This is a genomic window from Plantibacter cousiniae (nom. nud.) (assembly GCF_977070315.1).
The window spans coordinates 204,255-221,755 of sequence record NZ_CDRVEU010000010.1; the positions used below are offsets into that span (position 1 = coordinate 204,255).

A 17,501-nucleotide genomic window follows, 5' to 3' on the forward strand; every position below is an offset into this window, starting at 1 on the left:
CTTGCTACATCCTGAACCTGCGGTGGCCGTGCCGATGAAGTATTCGGTCAGGCATGATCACTCCGGCGGGTCGGGAAGTACGGCAGCACATACTCTTCCAGCTCTTGCAACACTTCTGTGGCCGGACGCCTCAGGGGCTTGAGGTTCAGCGCCACATGCGAAACCCCCTGTTCCCGCTGACGCTGCCACAGGGCGATGAGGGCGTTGCGCCCGGTACTGATTCCGCGTCCGACTTTCATCGGCGCGTCCTTGTTCTCGTCGAGGTCGAAGAACGTCGCATAGCCGTAGGGCTTGAAGTGTTTTTGCTCATTGGCACTGCGCCAATGATTGATCACTTCAGGCAAGGTGTCGAAGCCGCTCTGATGCCATATCCATCCATCCATGTGATTGGCCAGCCATTTGATGTCCTGCTGACAGCGGCCGACGGCAAGCATCGGCAGCCGCCTGAAAACCGGTTTCGGCAGTAGATCCAGCGTGCCATTGAGTTGCCCGTAATGGCGCGATCTGAACACTGGAAAAGACTGCTCGGTCACCGCGTGCAGCAGTTCGACGCCGTCTCTGAAGCGTTCCGCGCGGGTGTCGAAATGCTCGCCGAACGCAGGATATTCGCCGGGCCTGTCCCCCGTCGACACACCCAGCAGGAAGCGTCCCTCGAGCAACACGTCCACGCTGCACGCCTGTTTGGCGACCATCAGCGGATTACGCAGCGTCAATATGATGCCTGCCGTGCCGATGCAGATTTGCCGGGTGACGGCAGACAGCAGCGCGGCGTAGACAAAAGGATCGAACACCTGACCGGCGTCGCCGAACCCCGGGTCGAGAAGCGGTACGTCGCGCAGCCACAGCGCGGCGAAACCGGCCTTGTCGGCCTGAATGGCCAAGGCCAGATGGTCTTTCATGGTCGGTGCTGCGGAGTCGGGGTAGCCCTCCAGAGGCGCGATCAGCCCGAACGTGAGGTGACCTGGCGCGAACACCTTTGCAAAGGCGGGATGCCGCTTTGCGCCTGATATTTCATAGGGACTCACTTGATTTCGCCCGCCAGTTCAAGCGTGTCGGAGGCCTCTATGGGCGGTTCTTCATGAGCGCGTACGCGACCAAGCAGCGCAAAGACCGCCACGGCCGTCAGCACGGTGGCGGCGCTGAGAATGAACAGCAGATTGCGGAACGCGGCGGCGTACTGTTGGTGCAGCAGTTCTGCATGGCCGGGCAGTAGGCTGATCGCATTCTGTAAATCGCCCAATGCGGCGCGGTTGGCAGCGTTTGTCACCACATCAGGCGCGACACCCGTCAGGGCATCGAACAGGCCCCACTGAATGAACGTGGCGAGCAGTGCGCCTGCGATCGCAATGGCTATGCCGTCGGCAGAAACGCGTACGGCATTGAAGATGCCGGTAGCCATGCCGGCGCGTTCCTTTTCAACCACGCTGATCGCCATGCCATCCATCAATCCCCAGGGCAGACCGATGCCGATACCGATCAAGGCCATCGGCAGCAACGCTGTCCTGATCGCGCCACTGTCCAGTGCCAGCGCCAGCCACAGCAGGCCGACAGCCACCAGCAGCAGACCGATACCGGACAGCAGCCCGGAGGTAAAGCGACGTGCCAGTTGTGCGGCAAGCATCGGTACGATCAGCAGGGGCGCGGCCAGTGCGGTCATCATCTGTCCGGTTTCCAGCGCGCTGAGACCGTCGATACCAATGAAGCGCGCTGGCAACATGATGATCAGCACGACAAAGAAAAATGCCGGACTGGCTGCAAGAATCTGCACGCCGACAAAGCGCGCGCTATTGAACAGTGACAGGTCCAGCATGGGACGGGCAACGCGCCGCTCCACGGCGATGAATATCCAGAACAGCAGCAGTGAGCCAATGATGCCACCCATCACCAGTGGACCGCTCCAGCCCTCTTCAGGGGCGAGCAGGATTGCGTAAGTGAGCAGGGCCAATGCTGCGGTAAAACTGATTGCGCCCGCCCAGTCCATACCCGTGGCGTCGGGATCCTTTGATTCGGTGGCGCTGAACAGCACCAGCAGGAAACCCGCGACGCCGATGAGTGCAGTCGCATGAAATGACCATTTCCAGCCTGCCGAATCCACCAGCGAGCCGGCTGCGAGTGGGCCGAAGGCCAGACCTATGCCGAAGGTGGTGCCCAGCAGGCTGAAGACTCGGGTGCGCTCGGCGCCATGAAAGGTCTGGGCAAGCGACGACATCGCCCCGGCGAACGCTGCCGCACCGCCCAGGCCTTGAACCAGTCTGAGCAGGTCGATCTGGACGACGGAGGAGGCTGCCGGAATGGCGAAGGTGGAGAGCACGAAGATCGCCAGCCCGATCAGCCAGACGCGTTTTCTGCCGTAGATATCCGTCAGGCTCCCGGCGGCCATCATGGCGCTGCCGTAGGTCAGGATGTAGGCGTTGATGACCCAGGTCAGCTCGACCGCTGATCCGCCCAGCGCCTGGTTTATCGAAGGCAGAACCACGGCAGGGCCGGTGAAGCATAACGGGATCAGAATGCCGGTCAGGCAAGCCGCGAGCAGTTGCCCCCATCGTCCCGCAGTAGGTTGTGTTTGGACCCGATGTGCTGTGGTCATGTGCAATGTCCCTGTGAAGCGTGCCCGGGTTTTGCTGTGATGCACGCGTTTATCCAAGAGCGATTGCCCTGCCGGGAGATTAGGGGTTGCGCCCGCAAACAAAAACAGGCTTATGTTCCGAACGTATAGGACAGGGTTGTCCTGAATAGGAGTGGGTATTGGAATCGCTCGGAAGCATTGCCGTGTTCGTTCTGGTTGCCGAAACACGGAGTTTTACCCAGGCCGGAAAACGCCTGGGCATCTCTTCGTCGGGTATCGGCAAGAGCATTGGCCGTATGGAGGAGAGCCTCGGCGTTCGGCTTTTTCATCGCAGTACGCGCAGTATCGCCCTGACGCTGGAAGGCTCGATATTCCTGGAGCGTTGCCGACGCATTCTGTCGGAGCTGGAAGCGGCGGAAATGGAGTTGATCAATGCCAGGGATCTGCCCAGGGGCAGGTTGCGGATCAGTCTGCCGTTGGTCAGCGGACTGGTCATGCCGGTGATCATCGACTTCATGCGCACCTACCCCGATATCGAACTGGATATCGATTTCTCGGACCGGATGGTCGATATCATCGAGGAGGGCTTCGATGTCGTGTTACGCACCGGAGATCCCGCCGACTCGGGCCTGATGTCGAAGCGGATGGGCAGCTTCCAATTGCGCATTGTCGGCGCTCCGGACTATTTTGCCCGGCATGGTATACCCCGGCATCCTGGCGACCTGAGTCAGCACGCCTGCCTGTTGCACAAGTTTCCCTCCTCGGGAAAGTTCGAACACTGGCCGCTGCGTCGTGAGCCAGGCGTCGATGATCTCGAGTTACCTCAGGCCATGGTGTGTAACACCACCGAGATTCTGGTGGACGTTGCGCGGGCCGGGTTGGGCATTGCCTGTCTGCCGGACTTCATGATTTCATCGGCCGTCCGCGACGGCGAGCTGATACCTGTCCTGGCTGATTACACGGTGCACACCGGAACGTTCAGATTGCTCTGGCCGTCCAGCAAGCATCTTTCGCTGCGCCTGCGAGTCTTCATTGATTTCATGCACGCCCATTTGTTTGCTCCTCCATCAGTATGACTGTACGGAGCGAGCCTGCAGCACTTGGCAAGGAGCACTGGCATGTACACGCTTTTCGGCACGGAACGTTCGGGTTCAGCGGCTATAGAGATAGCGCTTCAGCGCTGCTCGGTACCTTTTACAGTGTGCAACGCCTGTGGATGGGAGGAGGGGCCAGGCAAGGAGGCGTTGAGGCGGGTCAACCCGTTGATGCAAGTTCCCACGTTGGTGCTCGCCGATGATTCGGTACTCACTGAAAGTGCTGCGATCCTGATCCATCTGGGCCTGGAGTACCCAGGTTCCGGGCTTCTGCCTGGCGATTCCGCCCAGCGTGCTCAAGCGCTTCGCGCGCTGGTTTACATGGCAGCCAACTGCTATGCCGCCATCGGGATCATTGATTACCCGCAGCGCTGGCTGACGAGTGCCGACGATGGGCTGGAGAGGCTGCTCGAAGCGGGCGCCCGGAGGCGGTTGCATCAAAACTGGGAGACGTTTGCCGACCTGTTTGCTGATGCCGGGGTTTGGCGTTGCGATTCACCCGGCGCAGTGGAGATTCTGGCCTCTGTCGTAACGCGATGGAGTGGCGCCCGGGAGCACCTGCATAACGCCCGACCGGATTTTCATGCGCTGTTGTTACGGGTTGACGCTGAGCCGTTGGTCAACGCGGTCATAAGACGCCATTGGCCATGAAACACCCGACGTTAATGATGAAGCAGGTTATAAAATTAAAAGGGCCGAACATTGAATGTTCGGCCCCTTTTAATTCAAAGCGTGCCTGAAGTAACCACGCCTCGCTGGCGATGAGCTGTTGTTAATGTTCGGTTATATGGGCTGGCGCGTTGGTTGCACTGATCGGCCCCAGTATTCTCAAATAGAGATGCACCGTAGTACCGCTTCCCGGTGCTGTTTCGACGCGTGCGCCTCCGCCGGCATTTACCGCGAACTCCTGCACCTGAACAAGGCCGAGCCCGGCACCCGGGTCGGCACTTCTGGTTGTGAAGAACGGTTCGAAGATCTGCTCCTTGAGCTCGGCTGTCATGCCAGGCCCGTTATCGTTCACGCTGAGTACCAGATAATCACCTTCCGGGAATAGCGGGTCTTCCTTGATGGACTCCAGCCGGGTCGAGATATGCACCTTGCCAGGGCCTGAAATTGCATCACGCGCATTGCTCAGCAGATTCAATAAGGTGGTATGCAATTGCGCTTCTGCGCACAACACGCCCCAGCCTCGGGCGGACAGGTCGAATGAAAGGTTTAGCGTGTCGCCTGCCGAACGCAACAGAAGATCACGCGCGGCATCGATCCGTTCGCTGACATCGATGCAGATCAGTTCGGGACCGTCATGGCGAACGCTGTTGAGCAGGCGAGTCACCAGTTGGCGACCGTGATCCACTGCTCGCAGTCCGGTATCGCTGAGCGTCTCGACGTCGGTAGGGCGGCGTGAGCGCATGCGGATCAGTTGCAGGCTTGCACTCAGTGCCTGGAGCAGGTTGTTGAAGTCATGAGCGATGCTTGCCGTGAGCATGCCCAGCGAAGACACCCGTTGCGACTGGCGCAAATTGCGCTCCAGAGCCAGGCTTTGGCTCTGTGCGCTTTCGAGCCCCAGCGCCAGTTCGGCGGCGTGCTGGTCACGTTGCTCCGAGACCAGGCGGTATTGCATCAGGGCTGCGGTTTGCCGCGCCAGTGCCAGCAGGGCACGACGTTGCTGTTCGCTCAGTACGCGCGGCCAGATGTCGATCACGCAGACGGTGCCCAGCGCATGACCGGCCTCGGTACGAATCGGCGCACCTGCATAAAAACGGATGTAGGGAGGCCCGAGCACCAGCGGACTCTCTCTGAAGCGAGGGTCAGTGGTTGCGTCTTCCACCACCAGCACATCGGAAGGCTGCAGGATGGCGTGGGCGCAGAATGCCAGGTCGCGATGCGTCTCCTGCACGTCCAGGCCGATGCAGGCCTTGAACCACTGGCGTTCTCGGTCAACCAGCGAAACCAGCGCGATGGGCGCGTCGCACAATGTGGTGGCGAGCAGCACAATGTCGTCGAAGTCTTGCTCGGGAGCACTGTCCAGTATCTTGAGATGCTCAAGAGACAGGACTCGTTCTTCCTCGCTGGCGGGGAGTGGCGCAGGGTGGTGGGTCATGGGGCGCACCGCGATCGGATGAAATTGGGTCTTATGATGCCTATGATCCATAGAGTGCAGCAAGGTATACGCCGCATAAATCAGCTCGGCGTGCGCAGGTTTGAACGATGTCCCCTTTATTCAGCCTCCCCCCTCGACACGCAGTGAAGCAATCCTGCGCAATCGAAGGGCGTTCCGATCGTGTTCGAATACCCTCGAAACAGTCACTTCTTACTGTCTTGGCTGGTGCTCCGAACCCTATATGGCGACGCGCTATTAAATGGCACTTGTAATAGAAGTTAAAGTTCACTCGTCATAAGAAGTTGGCAGGTATTGAGAGTAATGAACCGGCCGTTCTGAACGCTATTTTTGTAACTTATTATGTCCATATTATGTGTGCTGTGTAATAAACTGCTGTCCGGTTTTTGCGCTGGCAAAGATCGTTGGCCCATCACTAACGTCTGTTTTCTTCAGGAGCAACGCCGATGCCCGGCCCAAATGAATCAAGTCCTGCCGAACTCTTGCCCGAGGGGGCTGCCGACGACCGAGTTACCAGTCTGCTATGGGGGCCATTCTGGCTCGGGGATTCTTCCGGTACCCATCTGACTTACAGTTTTCATCGGGCCGACTCCGTGTACGCCACCGATTACAGTCGCTCTCAGGAGCCCGGTGATGCCTATTCGCTGACCGACGCCCAGGCGGCAGCCGCAAAAAGCGCACTGGATGCCTGGAGCGCGGTGGCTGATATCAAGTTCACCGAGGTTCAGGACACCCCCGATAATGTCGGAGACATTCGCTTCGGCGGCTTCAAGGGCCTGCAAGGCACCGAGTTTGGCCAGGCTTACGCGCCGGGCACGCTGGGCCGCTCCGGCGATGTCTGGATCGGACCGAACGTCAACGCGGCCGATCCAGCCAAGGGCACGGACGATTACCTCACGTTCATGCATGAAACCGGTCATGCACTGGGCTTGAAGCATTCGTTCGAAGGCTCGCAGTACAACGATGTCCTGCTCGATGCCAAATTCGAAGATGCGCGTTACACCATCATGAGCTACACCAACAATTACAGCTTCAAGCCCACCACGCCGATGCTGCTCGATGTCGCGGCCATGCAGTTTATATACGGTGCCAACACCCACTATCACACTGGCGACGACGTCTATAAGTGGGCGCCCGGGCAATCGGTATTCGAGACCATCTGGGACGCTGGCGGCAAAGACACCATCGATGCCAGCAATCAGGAAGCTTCGGTGAAAATCAACCTCAACGAGGGTGAGTTCAGCACTATCGGCAAGGCGTTTCTCGATTACAACGCTAACCCTGACGCACCCACGCTGATGAATTCCGGATTGGCGATTGCCTATGGTGCGCACATCGAAAACGCCATAGGTTCTGCCTTCAATGACACGTTGATCGGCAACGATCTGGATAACGTGCTCAATGGCCGCGGTGGTCTGGATACCATGATCGGCGGACTGGGCAACGATACCTACGTCATCGATCAGGCCGGCGAACTGGACCTTGTTCAGGAAAAGGCCGATCAAGGCGTCGATACGCTGAAGATCACTTACGACAATACCTCGCCCATTGCACAGGTGATCAACCTCAATGCCGGGACGCTGGCGAACTTCGAGAATGTGCATCTCAAAGGCGAGGGTGCATTCACCGTGCTGGGCAATGACCGCAACAACACCCTGACCGGTAATGATGCGGACAACGTTCTGTTCGGCGGTGCCGGCAATGACAAACTGGTGGGCGGTCAGGGCGCCGATATCATGACTGGTGGTAGCGGTGCTGACCGTTTCGTGTTCAACGATCTGTCGGAAATGGGCAAAGGCCACAACAGCGACGTGATCACCGACTTCAATAGCCAGCAAGGCGACAAACTGAGCTTCCTGAAAATGGATGCCAACGTGGACACCAAGGCCCTCGATGCTTTCAGCTTCATCGGCAGTGGCGAGTTCACTGGCGCTGGCCAGCTGCGTTTCGCTGATCATGTGCTGTCCGGCAACGTCAACGCTGACCTGCATGCTGACTTTGAAATCCAGCTGGTTGGCGTCACCGAGTTCCATGCTCACGATCTGGCGGTCTGATCGCTGATCTGAAAGACCGATCTCAATGACAGGACTGCGTCGCTGACAGGCGCAGTCCTTTCTCGCCGACTTTCCCCCTTCTTTTCTGGTTTTAATCGCGCACCGCAATTGGGCGAGGCAGCGTTTTGCGCATTTTTTGGCACCGTGACGGTGCTGTTACAAAATTTAAAACCACAAATTCAATATATCCAACAAAACCCACTTGACTCATAAGGGCCTGCTGAATGTAATGCCCCGACAGCCGTTGGTGCCGTGCATTGCGCATAAGTGTCTGAGAGGTATCTGCTTTGATTGAGTCCAAGCCATCTTCCATACCTAACGTGATTGAAGCTGCCACGCTTGTTCGCGAAGGGGGCCTGACGCCGATACGCTTGACCGAGTTGTGCCTTTCAGCGATCGAAACCCACAATTCCACACTGAATGCATTCGGTGATGTGTATGCCGAGGCGGCGCTTGAACAGGCCGCAAGCATGACCGCCGAACTGCAGCGCGGTGAGGTGCGCGGGCCGCTGCACGGCGTACCCTTTGGCATCAAGGATCTCTTTTCCACCGCAGGGCTGCGCACCACCCGGGGGTCGTTGACCGCTCTGGACTCGGTGCCGGCCCAGGACGCGCCAATCATTCGTCGCCTGAAGAACGCTGGCGCGATCATTCTCGGCAAGACAGCGACCACCGAGTTCGGCTGGACGGGCGCCAGTACGTCGCGGGTGTTCGGCAACGGGCGCAACCCGTGGGACCCGAACCTCACCAGCGGCGGCTCCAGCTCCGGTTCGGCCATTGCCGTGGCGGCGCGAATGGTGCCAGCCGCACTGGGCTCCGACGGTGGCGGCTCGGTACGTATTCCGGGCTCGTTCTGTGGCGCATTTGCTCTCAAGGGCACGCTGGGCCGTATTCCCACCTGGCCCTGGTCGGCCACCGAGATGCTCAGTCATGCAGGACCGATCACCCGCACCGTGCGCGACAGCGCATTGCTGTTCGACATTCTGTCGGGCCCCGATCCACTGGATCATCAGGCGCTGCCAGCCCCTGACGAGTCCTTTCTGGCCCGTTGCGACCAGCCGCTGAAACCCTTGCGCATCGGTTTCTGCCCGACGCTGTTCGACACGCCGGTCGATGCGCAAGTCGCTGCAGCGGTTGATGCCGCCGTGGGCAATATCGCCAGGTCGCTGCCCGTCACAGTCAGCATACTCAAACCGGATTGGCATGACCCGCTGGCGACCTTCGAAACCCTGTGGGTCGCCGGGCGCGGTATTGCCTATGGCAAGGCGCTTGCGCAGAAACTGGACCAGCTCGATCCCGGCTTTGCCGATCTGATCAAGCGGTCTACCCAGTACAGCCTGAGTGATTATCTGCAGGCTCTTCAACAGCGTGCGGCGTTCGCCAATCAGGTGCACGCGCTGTTTGAAAATTACGATCTGCTGCTCATGCCCACGCTGCCGATCCTGCCGTTTGCCGCAGACGATGTCGCCCCCGTGGGCTATGCCGGGCAGGACGGCGCTGTGCCGTGGGCGCGCTGGACGCCGTTCACTTACCCTTTCAACATCACCGGCAACCCGGCCGCCAACCTGCCTTGTGGCTGGAGTTCCGAGGGGTTGCCGATCGGCCTGCAAGTCGTAGGTCCACGCTTTGCCGATGCCCAGGTGCTGCAGTTCTGTGCCGCTGTAGAAGCCATTGCGCCCTGGGATCAGCACCTGCCACCGGTTTCGGGGCAATAGACATGTCGCTCTCGCACACGGATCAGGGGGCCAACGGCCCGGACACTGGAGTCATCACTTTGCAACGGAATGTCACCCCCATGCTCAATCAGCCGCGTCTGGACGAAATCATGCGCCTGCTCGCTCAACAGCAGCGGGTCAAGGCGTCGGACCTTGCACAATTGCTGTTTGTCTCCGAAGAGACCATCCGCCGCGACTTCAAGCATCTGGAGGAAGAGGGCAGGTTAAGGCGCATTCACGGTGGCGCGATTCTGCCCAGGTCCAGCGAAGAATTGCCGTTGCAGGAGCGCAGCAGGCTCAAGCCTCGCGCCAAGGCGGGCATCGCCGTGCGTGCTGCGCAGCTGGTCAGCGAAGGCATGGCCATCTTCCTCGACACCGGTACCTCGACGCTGGCGCTGGCCCAGCAACTGACCCGGTTCAGTCAGTTGAAGATCATCACCAATTCGCTGGACATCGCCCAGTTGATATCGCACCAGAGCGACAATCAGGTTCTGGTTGCGCCCGGTGATGTGCGGCGCACCGACAACGCCTTGATCGGTCCCCATACGCTGGAATTCGCCCGGCAGTTTCACTACGACATTGCCTTCATGGGCATCGGCGGCATTGACCTGGACTTCGGCCTGATGGATTACCAGGAGCCAGAAGCCATGTTGCGCAGAACGCTGGTGAGGCATTGCACGCGCAGCGTTGTGCTGGCTGACGATGGCAAGTTCGGTCATCGCACCTTTATCAACACCCTGCCATTTGCCGCGATCACGACCCTGGTCACCAATCGCGCGCTATCCGACGAGTTTGCGACACGCCTGGAGAAAGATCATGTCGACACCCTCTATTCCTGAACTGATCGAGCCGGGCGCAACTGATCTGGCAGCGTTCGAAGCATTGTTTCGGCAAAGCTCGGCGATCGGTGCCACGCCCGCCGGTGGTTTGCATCGGCTGGCGGCTTCGGTCGAAGACGGTCAGGTACGCGACCTGTTTCGGGACTGGCTCGACGCGCACGGCTTCGAAGTCCGTATCGATGCGGTGGGCAACCTGTTTGGCCTCATGACCTTTGATCCTGACGCGCCTTATCTGCTCTGCGGTTCGCACCTGGACAGCCAGCCGAGTGCCGGGCGTTTCGATGGCGTATACGGCGTGCTTGCCGGCGCCGTGGCGGTGTCCAGTCTGACGCGGCAATTGCTTGAGCGTGGCGAAGTCCCACGCTGTAATCTGGCGGTCGTCAACTGGACCAACGAGGAGGGCGCGCGCTTTCAGCCGAGCCTGATCGGCAGTGGCGTGTTCACCGGTGCCTTGAAGCTGGACGACGCCTGGGAAAGCCGCGATGGTGACGGCATCCGTCTCAAGGACGCCCTGCAGGCCATCGGGTATCTGGGCAACGATCAGGTTGATGTGAACATTGCCGGGTATGTCGAGATTCATGTCGAGCAGGGTGCTGGCCTGGAAAGCAGCCAGACGGCTATCGGCGTAGTGCGCGAGACATGGGCCGCGCTGAAACGGCGAGTGCGTTTCGATGGCGAGCAGAATCACACCGGCCCCACGCCCATGGCCGCGCGCCGGGATGCGTTGCTGGCTGCTGCACACACCATCACTGCGGTGCATGACGAAGCCTTGCAGCACGGCGTGCAGATGCACAGTTCGGTAGGACGTATCGAGGTCTACCCCAATTCGCCCAACGTCGTGCCTTCGCGGGTGTCGCTGCTCATCGAGTACCGCTCCCGCGACGTCGATCTGCTGAGCGCTGCCTCGGAACGCCTGGATGCAACGCTGCACGCGATCGCCGACAAGACCATGACCGCGTTTGAAGTGGAAAGCAGCGTCTTGCGCTCGCCTGCCAGGCTGCATGACGGGTTCGCTGCACTGGCGCATGGCGTAGGCGCCGAGCTGGGTTTGTCGACCACCGACAGCATGACCGTCGCCGGTCACGATGCGATCAGTCTGAACCGGCGCTATCCCGTGTGCCTGCTGTTCATCCCCAGCAGCAATGGCGTTTCTCATAATGAGGCCGAGTACACCAGCGATCAGGACATGCACAACGGTTTGCGCATGCTGACCGGTCTGTTGCATCGGGCTTGCACCTCATCCGCGTCATTTAACTGAGGGGCTGAGCATGTCATATGCCGACGACCTGACCACACGCCTGCGCAGCGCACTGGCACCTTGCGGGTTCGCTGAGGACGCCGAGATCGAGAACGTGACGCAGGGCGTGGCCTCGCCTTCGAGATTGTCGACCGAGTGGGCAGGCTTTCGGGTCAGTAGCGCGCAGGGCGGTTGCTACGCCAAGGTTCTGCATGCCGACATGGCGCAACTGATCGATTTCGACACGGTAGCCCAGGCCAGCGAATGTGCTGGCCGCAGCACGGCGGCACCGCGTCTGCTTGGCGCAGACCAGGCCAATGGCGTGCTGATCTTCGAGGACCTGGGTTCGAACTGGCGAGCTGCGCGGCTCGACGATCTGCTCGCACCCGGTCGGCTTGCAGCGCTATGGGCACTCAAGCGGCAGGTGCATGCCGGACCTGTGCCTGATGCTGTGCGCTCGCCGATGGCGGATATCGAGCGTCTTCGCACCTTGTGCGAGCGCGATAACGTTGCGCTGCCTGCCGAGCATCAATGGATCGACCGTTGCGTCGACATGGCCTGGCAGGCGCTGCAGAGCCACGCCGTGCAAGCAGTTCCACTGCACGGTGACGGAGTGTCCAGCAACGTCATGGTGTCCAGCGAAGGCCAGTTGCGTCTGGTGGATTTTGACTACGGTGGCTGCATGGACCCGTGGTACGACGTGGCGATTACCCTCAATGAGCTTTATTCGTTCGAGCGTCAGTGGCGCGAGGGGATCAGCGCTTGGGCCGGACAATGCCTGGAAATCGACTACGCCGTGTGCCGTCTGTATGCGCTGATCAACGACTGGTACTGGACATTGTGGGGGCTTTGGGCCGGTACCACGTCCTCGCGGCCACTGGAGTTTTCCAAGGTTGGGCAATGGACGCTGTTGCGCTGCCGACAGTGTGTTCAGGACCCGCGACTGGAAGGCTGGATGCGTCAGGTTCAGGAGGGTAGAGCATGAAAACGTTAGGGCAGTCGGTCAGTACCCAGGAACGACAACTGGAAGCCGCCGTGCGCAGCATCGACAGCTGGCAAGGCCGCCGCGTTGACTACGAGCCTGTCAGTGGCGGCATTTCCAATACCAACTGGCGGGTCGAGGTCGAGGGCGCCGACACGGCTTATTTCTTCAAGGTGCCAGGCGTCGGTACAGAGATGTTCATCGACCGTCACACCGCCCACGAGGCCAGTGTGAAGGCTGCGCAAACCGGGTATGGCGCGCCGGTTTTCGCTTTCCTCGAAGCCTTCGGTGTCGAGGTGTTCGAGTTCATGGAGGGCTGGCGGGCGTCGTCCAACCATGATTTCCTGCAACGCGACATACGCCACAGTGCCTTGCGCGGGCTCAAGGCGTTCAACGATCAGCCGCTGCTGCAACAGACCAAGACCGTGTTCGACATGATCACCGAGCACCAGAGCCAGGTGGCCGAGCTCAAGGGTATCAAGCCTCAGGATGACGACTGGCTGTGTCTGCAATATCAGCGCGCAAAGGCTGCGCTGCAGGCTTCCGGGATCGACTTGGCGCCGTGCATGAACGACACGCTGGCAGGCAACTTCATGCTTAATGCGGATCGCCAGATTCGCCTGGTGGATTTCGAGTACGCCTCCAACAACGACCGCCATTACGAATTGGCGCTGTGGTTCGGCGAGATGTTTTTCAGCGACGACATGGAGCTGGCGCTGATTGAGGACTACTTCGGCCAGGTCAGCGCGCAAACCGTCGCGCGGATCAAGCTCAACAAGGCCTTGGCCGACATCAAATGGTCGACCTGGGCGATGGTGCAGCACGCGGTGTCGCAACTGGACTTCGACTTTTACAAGTACGGCACCTGGAAGCACATGCGGGCGCGCAGCATCATCAATGATTCGCAATGGGAAACCTGGCTGCGGCAGGTCTGAGTCGATCTCGTCCTGTGAGCCTTCGAACACGTAAAACAAGTACTTCAATAATAAAAAAGTAGCGGGTAACCGCGTGTTTCTTTCACTGCTTGAGTTTTATCCGATCACTTATCCATAGCCAGATCCTGAAATTCAAGGAGCACTCCATGAGTAACGTTCCGTCCCTTTCTACCCCCGGCCGCCTGAAGAATCTGGTGTTTGGCCTGTACTTCTTCGCGCTGTTGATGATGGCGCTGTTTCCGCCGTTTTACCTCAAAGTCAGCGGCAGCAGCGTGCTGGTGCTCGGCATTCCGCTGCCGATCTTCTACTGGATTCTGATCGCGGTGCTCATGGGGCTGGGCCTGTGGATGCTCTACGTGGTCGAGTCGCTGCTGGGTGAAATTCCACAAGAGGGGGACGGGCAATGATCAGTACGATTACGGTTTCGGATCTTTACATCACCTTCGGCCTCATCGGTGTATTTCTGGCGGGCATGATTGCGGTGCTGTACGCGACGAACCGCAAGAGCGAGAGCTTTTCCGATTACGCCGTGGGTGGCCGCTCTTACGGGCCGTGGTTCATCGCCATGTGCTACACCAACTCCTGGTGGCCGGGCGCAACGTTCACAGCGTTTTTCGCCTTGTCGGTCGGTGGCGCGCTGGGCTTTTACGGCATGGTCTACGCCACGCTGGGCGTGACTGCGATGTACCTGATGGCCAACCGTGCCTGGACCTGGGGCAAGCGCTTCAACCTGACCACCCAACCGGATTTGCTGGGGATGCGCTTCAACAGTCCCGTGGTCAAACGCATTGCGTCGATCATCGGCATCATCTCGGTATTCCCCTGGGTGGTGATGGGGATTCAGGCCCTGGCGACGCTTTTTCAGTTCGCCAGCTTCGGCCGCTGGGGCGTGACCACCTGCCTGTTGGTCGGGGTGGTGGTGATCCTGATTCGTCAGTACTGGACGGTGAGCATGGGCATGCGCGGCCTGATCATGACCGACATGTATCAAGGTTTGATCGCCTACGTACTGTGCGCTGCGCTGTGCATCTTCCTGCTGTTCGGTGCGCAGGCGTCGTTCAGCAACCTGTCGCAGTTGCCCGCCAGCATGCTGGTGATTCCTGGCGGAGCAGGCAGTACCTATGGGCCGATGTACATGTTCAGCCTGATCTTTACCGGCGTGATCGGCTCGATGTGCTGGCCGATGAGTTTTCAGCGTATCTACACCGCCAGCGGCGTGCGCTCGGTGAAGAAGGGCACGCTGCTGACCATCCTGCTGGTAGGCGGCTTCTACGGGATTCTGATGCTCTTCGCCGCGGCGATCAGCCAGGACCCGAACGTTGCCGCTCATCCGCAACACGGCTGGTTCCTGTCCCTGTTCGACATCGGCGGGCCATGGCTGCTCGGCGTGGCAATCATGATCGTACTGGCAGCCAGTATCGGTCATGTCGACGGCTGCGTGCAGGTGTGTGGTACGCAGTTTGCCAATGACCTGGCGACCTGGAGCAAGCCGCGCAGTGATCGCGAGAAGACCATTCTCGCCAAGGTCGGCATGGTGGTGTTCATTGCGGCGGCCTCATTGCTGGCCTACCTGACCTTCGACTATGCCCGCCTGCAATTGCTGGCGCAGATTTCCTATCAGGGCATCATCCAGTTGGCCGTGCCGCTGTTTTTCGGCGTGTTCAGTCGTCATGGCAACAAGCAGGGCGCGATTGCCGGCATGCTGGTGGGGATCGTGATCGCCATCGTGCTGACCACGATCTACCCGGATGACATTCCGGCACTGGGCTCGTTGACCAGTGGCATCGTCGGTCTGATTTTCAATGCGGGCATCTTCGTTGCCTGTGCCGTTGCCATCAAACCGAGTGCGGATGAAGTCAGACGCGTCGATGAGTTGTTCGCCATGGCGGCGCCAGCTCGGCGTGGCGTGGGTCCGGTTGTGGCGATGAGCTGACGCTGCCTGTGGCTCAGCGCGCATTGATAAAGTCGATGAAAGCCCTCAGCGGCGAGGGCAGGTAGCGGCGCCCCGGGTAGTACAGATACGGCCCGGTAAAGCGCTGCCACCAAGGCTCGAACAGGAGGCTGCTTAATCAGAGCCTGCCTTCCTCGCGCAACAGTGCGCCAATGCGTTCTATCTCCAGCTCGCCCTGAATCAGCGCGGCTTTGCTGGTGTGTACCGAGTAGTAGCCTGTGACCAGGTCGTGCGGGTGCTTGACTGCCGATCCCAGCACGAAGTGGGCATCACCCTTGGCGACGATGTCGATGGGGCGATCCGATTCCTCGAAAATCACCAGCTCACCCGCGCCGATCGGGCCGCCTGCGTCCAGCTGTCCGGTGTGGACTGCCAGCCAGCCCACGCTATGGCCCGCGGGTGGTGTATAGCGCCAGTGCTCGCCATCCTTGAGCTGTACTGCCAGATAATTCATGCCTTCCGGTGCCGGCAGGCTGCTTTTTGCGCTGCCATAGCGTCCCAGAAGCACGTTTGCCGGGCCTTGTTGCGCAACCTGCGCTGCCGACAGGTATACGCTTTGTGCCGGGCCATTTTCCTGCGCGGCGGGCAGTGCGACCCATAGCTGAAAGCCCTTGACTGCCGAACCGCTGATTGGCTGGGCGTCATGCCAGACGCCATTGCCGGCGCTCATCCATTCCACACCGCCGCTGGGCAGTACTCCGGATTTGCCGGTGGTGTCTTCATAGGTGAGTTCGCCTTCGATCATGTAGGTCAGCGTCGCGATACCCGAATGCGGGTGCATGCCGAATCCTGTTTTCCCCGGCTCGGACGTGAAGCCGATTCGATCCAGAAACACGAAAGGCTTCAACAATTGACCCAGATCGCCCGGGCTCACCAGTCGGGTGATCGGCCCGCGGGTTTTGCCGGTAGTGCGATGGGTAATGGCGCGTGGCCGAATACTGGCGATGCTGTTCATGGCGTTCTCCTCTGGGCCTTGATGCCTGAGCGCCAAGAGTAAGCGTCAATGGATTGCTTGATTAGACGGTATAGTTGGCTTGGACTGATCCATAAATTGAAGGAATCCAGGCGTGGTGTTCGATCCCAATGACGTTGCCCTGTTTGTGCAGGTGGTGCGCAGCGGCAGTTTTGCCCAGGCAGCAAGGCACTTGGGCATGCCTTCCAATACGATCAGCCGCAGGGTTCAGCAACTGGAAATGCAGCTGGACACTCGCCTGTTGCAGCGATCGACGCGCAAGCTGGTGCTCACTCAGGCTGGAGAGGATTTCTACGGCCGCTGCGTCGGTGCGGTCGACGGAGTGATGGAGGCCGCAGAACAGCTTGCTTCAGGGCGTGATGAGCCGGGTGGTCTGGTACGTATCGCAGCGATGGCTGATTTCTTCGACTTTTTCTCGATGGACTGGGTGGCCGGTTTTCTTGCCCGCTACCCGCGCGTTCAACTGGAGTTCGTGCTCAGTGATGATCACGCCGACCTGATCGCTGACCGGCTGGACATCGCCTTTCGGGGCGGCCCCTTGCAGGACTCGGGATACGTTGGGCGGCAATTGATCGATGAAGGCCATGACACGATGGTCGCCAGTCCGACTTATATTGCCGCTTACGGCATGCCTGATTCCCTGCAGAGCCTGCACAGCCATTATTGTGTCAGCGCAGCGCATCGCGGCGGCGTCACAGCCTGGCGGTTGCTCGGGCCGGACGCGAAGATGCATGAGGTGCACATTGCCAGCCGGTTCAATGCCAACACCGCGCAGGCGTTGCGCAAGGCGACCCTTGCCGGGCTCGGTATCGCGTTGTTGCCAGCGACGCTGATCCGCTCGGATCTGCGGGATGGCCGACTGGTGCCGGTACTGGCGCAGTACCAGCGCACCAGCCATGGTTTGCATGTGCTTTACCCCAGTCGGCAACATCTGCCGCCAGCGGTGTCGGCATTTATTGCGTTGGTGATGGAGAAACTAAGGGACAAGGCGTTTGCGGCGCAATGAGCAGCCTTGGCGGCACGCGATACTTGCGCG

The 17,501-nt window shown here is 59.8% G+C and carries 15 protein-coding genes; 11 read left to right on the plus strand and 4 right to left on the minus strand.

Features of this window, described 5'->3' with window-relative positions; genetic code table 11:
- Positions 1–47 precede the first annotated feature (47 nt).
- A complete protein-coding gene (locus ACW55A_RS19480; RefSeq protein WP_498811142.1) occupies positions 48–1,025 on the minus strand; it encodes an LLM class oxidoreductase in 978 nt (325 codons plus the stop codon).
- The gene (locus ACW55A_RS19485; protein ID WP_455808956.1) at positions 1,022–2,587 is read right to left on the minus strand and encodes an MFS transporter; all 1,566 of its coding nucleotides are present in this window, start codon (positions 2,585–2,587) and stop codon (positions 1,022–1,024) included. The genes ACW55A_RS19480 and ACW55A_RS19485 overlap by 4 nt, the downstream gene beginning before the upstream one ends.
- A gap of 158 nt (positions 2,588–2,745) precedes the next feature.
- On the opposite strand from ACW55A_RS19485, the gene ACW55A_RS19490 reads away from it, so the two are divergent.
- Positions 2,746–3,642, plus strand: a complete 897-nt coding sequence (locus ACW55A_RS19490) for a LysR family transcriptional regulator (protein WP_003364628.1) — start codon at positions 2,746–2,748, stop codon at positions 3,640–3,642.
- A 42-nt stretch (positions 3,643–3,684) separates the two neighbouring features.
- Positions 3,685–4,311, plus strand: a complete 627-nt coding sequence (locus ACW55A_RS19495) for a glutathione S-transferase N-terminal domain-containing protein (protein WP_060707921.1) — start codon at positions 3,685–3,687, stop codon at positions 4,309–4,311.
- A gap of 121 nt (positions 4,312–4,432) precedes the next feature.
- Here ACW55A_RS19495 and ACW55A_RS19500 read toward each other — a convergent pair whose 3' ends face one another.
- The gene (locus ACW55A_RS19500; protein ID WP_498811143.1) at positions 4,433–5,761 is read right to left on the minus strand and encodes a sensor histidine kinase; all 1,329 of its coding nucleotides are present in this window, start codon (positions 5,759–5,761) and stop codon (positions 4,433–4,435) included.
- Between the two features lie 464 nt (positions 5,762–6,225).
- Between ACW55A_RS19500 and ACW55A_RS19505 the strand changes: the two genes are divergently transcribed.
- The 8 genes from ACW55A_RS19505 to ACW55A_RS19540 all read left to right on the plus strand — a co-directional run bounded on the left by ACW55A_RS19505 (position 6,226) and on the right by ACW55A_RS19540 (position 15,474).
- Positions 6,226–7,833 carry a M10 family metallopeptidase gene (locus tag ACW55A_RS19505; protein WP_004413859.1) on the plus strand — a complete coding sequence of 536 codons (1,608 nt, stop codon included), beginning with the start codon at positions 6,226–6,228 and terminating at the stop codon, positions 7,831–7,833.
- A gap of 287 nt (positions 7,834–8,120) precedes the next feature.
- Positions 8,121–9,548: an amidase gene (locus ACW55A_RS19510; RefSeq protein ID WP_455808958.1), complete on the plus strand. Its 1,428-nt coding sequence runs from the start codon at positions 8,121–8,123 to the stop codon at positions 9,546–9,548.
- A gap of 2 nt (positions 9,549–9,550) precedes the next feature.
- Positions 9,551–10,387, plus strand: coding sequence for a DeoR/GlpR family DNA-binding transcription regulator (locus ACW55A_RS19515; protein WP_498811144.1), 837 nt, complete (start codon positions 9,551–9,553; stop codon positions 10,385–10,387).
- Positions 10,365–11,645: a Zn-dependent hydrolase gene (locus tag ACW55A_RS19520; protein WP_455808959.1), complete on the plus strand. Its 1,281-nt coding sequence runs from the start codon at positions 10,365–10,367 to the stop codon at positions 11,643–11,645. Before ACW55A_RS19515 ends, ACW55A_RS19520 begins: the two co-directional genes overlap by 23 nt.
- 10 nt (positions 11,646–11,655) lie before the next feature.
- Positions 11,656–12,609, plus strand: a complete 954-nt coding sequence (locus ACW55A_RS19525) for a phosphotransferase family protein (RefSeq protein WP_060707918.1) — start codon at positions 11,656–11,658, stop codon at positions 12,607–12,609.
- Positions 12,606–13,541, plus strand: a complete 936-nt coding sequence (locus tag ACW55A_RS19530; RefSeq protein WP_003364609.1) for a choline kinase family protein — start codon at positions 12,606–12,608, stop codon at positions 13,539–13,541. Before ACW55A_RS19525 ends, ACW55A_RS19530 begins: the two co-directional genes overlap by 4 nt.
- Positions 13,542–13,687: 146 nt before the next feature.
- Positions 13,688–13,948 (plus strand): hypothetical protein, encoded by a 261-nt coding sequence (locus ACW55A_RS19535; RefSeq protein WP_003364607.1) that lies wholly within the window; start codon positions 13,688–13,690, stop codon positions 13,946–13,948.
- The gene (locus ACW55A_RS19540) at positions 13,945–15,474 is read left to right on the plus strand and encodes a sodium:solute symporter family protein (RefSeq protein ID WP_080479740.1); all 1,530 of its coding nucleotides are present in this window, start codon (positions 13,945–13,947) and stop codon (positions 15,472–15,474) included. The genes ACW55A_RS19535 and ACW55A_RS19540 overlap by 4 nt, the downstream gene beginning before the upstream one ends.
- A 136-nt stretch (positions 15,475–15,610) precedes the next feature.
- Here ACW55A_RS19540 and ACW55A_RS19545 read toward each other — a convergent pair whose 3' ends face one another.
- Entirely contained in the window at positions 15,611–16,447 is an 837-nt protein-coding gene (locus ACW55A_RS19545; RefSeq protein WP_455808961.1) for a pirin family protein, read from the minus strand.
- 115 nt (positions 16,448–16,562) lie between these two features.
- Between ACW55A_RS19545 and ACW55A_RS19550 the strand changes: the two genes are divergently transcribed.
- Positions 16,563–17,471: a LysR family transcriptional regulator gene (locus ACW55A_RS19550; protein ID WP_498811145.1), complete on the plus strand. Its 909-nt coding sequence runs from the start codon at positions 16,563–16,565 to the stop codon at positions 17,469–17,471.
- The last annotated feature ends 30 nt before the right edge of the window (positions 17,472–17,501 follow it).

Coding starts and splice junctions, on each gene's coding strand:
- ACW55A_RS19485 (WP_455808956.1), bottom strand. CDS start 2,587: ATGACCACAGCACATCGGGTCCAAACACAACCTACTGCGGGACGATGG.
- ACW55A_RS19495 (WP_060707921.1), top strand. CDS start 3,685: ATGTACACGCTTTTCGGCACGGAACGTTCGGGTTCAGCGGCTATAGAG.
- ACW55A_RS19500 (WP_498811143.1), bottom strand. CDS start 5,761: ATGACCCACCACCCTGCGCCACTCCCCGCCAGCGAGGAAGAACGAGTC.
- ACW55A_RS19505 (WP_004413859.1), top strand. CDS start 6,226: ATGCCCGGCCCAAATGAATCAAGTCCTGCCGAACTCTTGCCCGAGGGG.
- ACW55A_RS19515 (WP_498811144.1), top strand. CDS start 9,551: ATGTCGCTCTCGCACACGGATCAGGGGGCCAACGGCCCGGACACTGGA.
- ACW55A_RS19520 (WP_455808959.1), top strand. CDS start 10,365: ATGTCGACACCCTCTATTCCTGAACTGATCGAGCCGGGCGCAACTGAT.
- ACW55A_RS19525 (WP_060707918.1), top strand. CDS start 11,656: ATGTCATATGCCGACGACCTGACCACACGCCTGCGCAGCGCACTGGCA.
- ACW55A_RS19530 (WP_003364609.1), top strand. CDS start 12,606: ATGAAAACGTTAGGGCAGTCGGTCAGTACCCAGGAACGACAACTGGAA.
- ACW55A_RS19535 (WP_003364607.1), top strand. CDS start 13,688: ATGAGTAACGTTCCGTCCCTTTCTACCCCCGGCCGCCTGAAGAATCTG.
- ACW55A_RS19540 (WP_080479740.1), top strand. CDS start 13,945: ATGATCAGTACGATTACGGTTTCGGATCTTTACATCACCTTCGGCCTC.
- ACW55A_RS19545 (WP_455808961.1), bottom strand. CDS start 16,447: ATGAACAGCATCGCCAGTATTCGGCCACGCGCCATTACCCATCGCACT.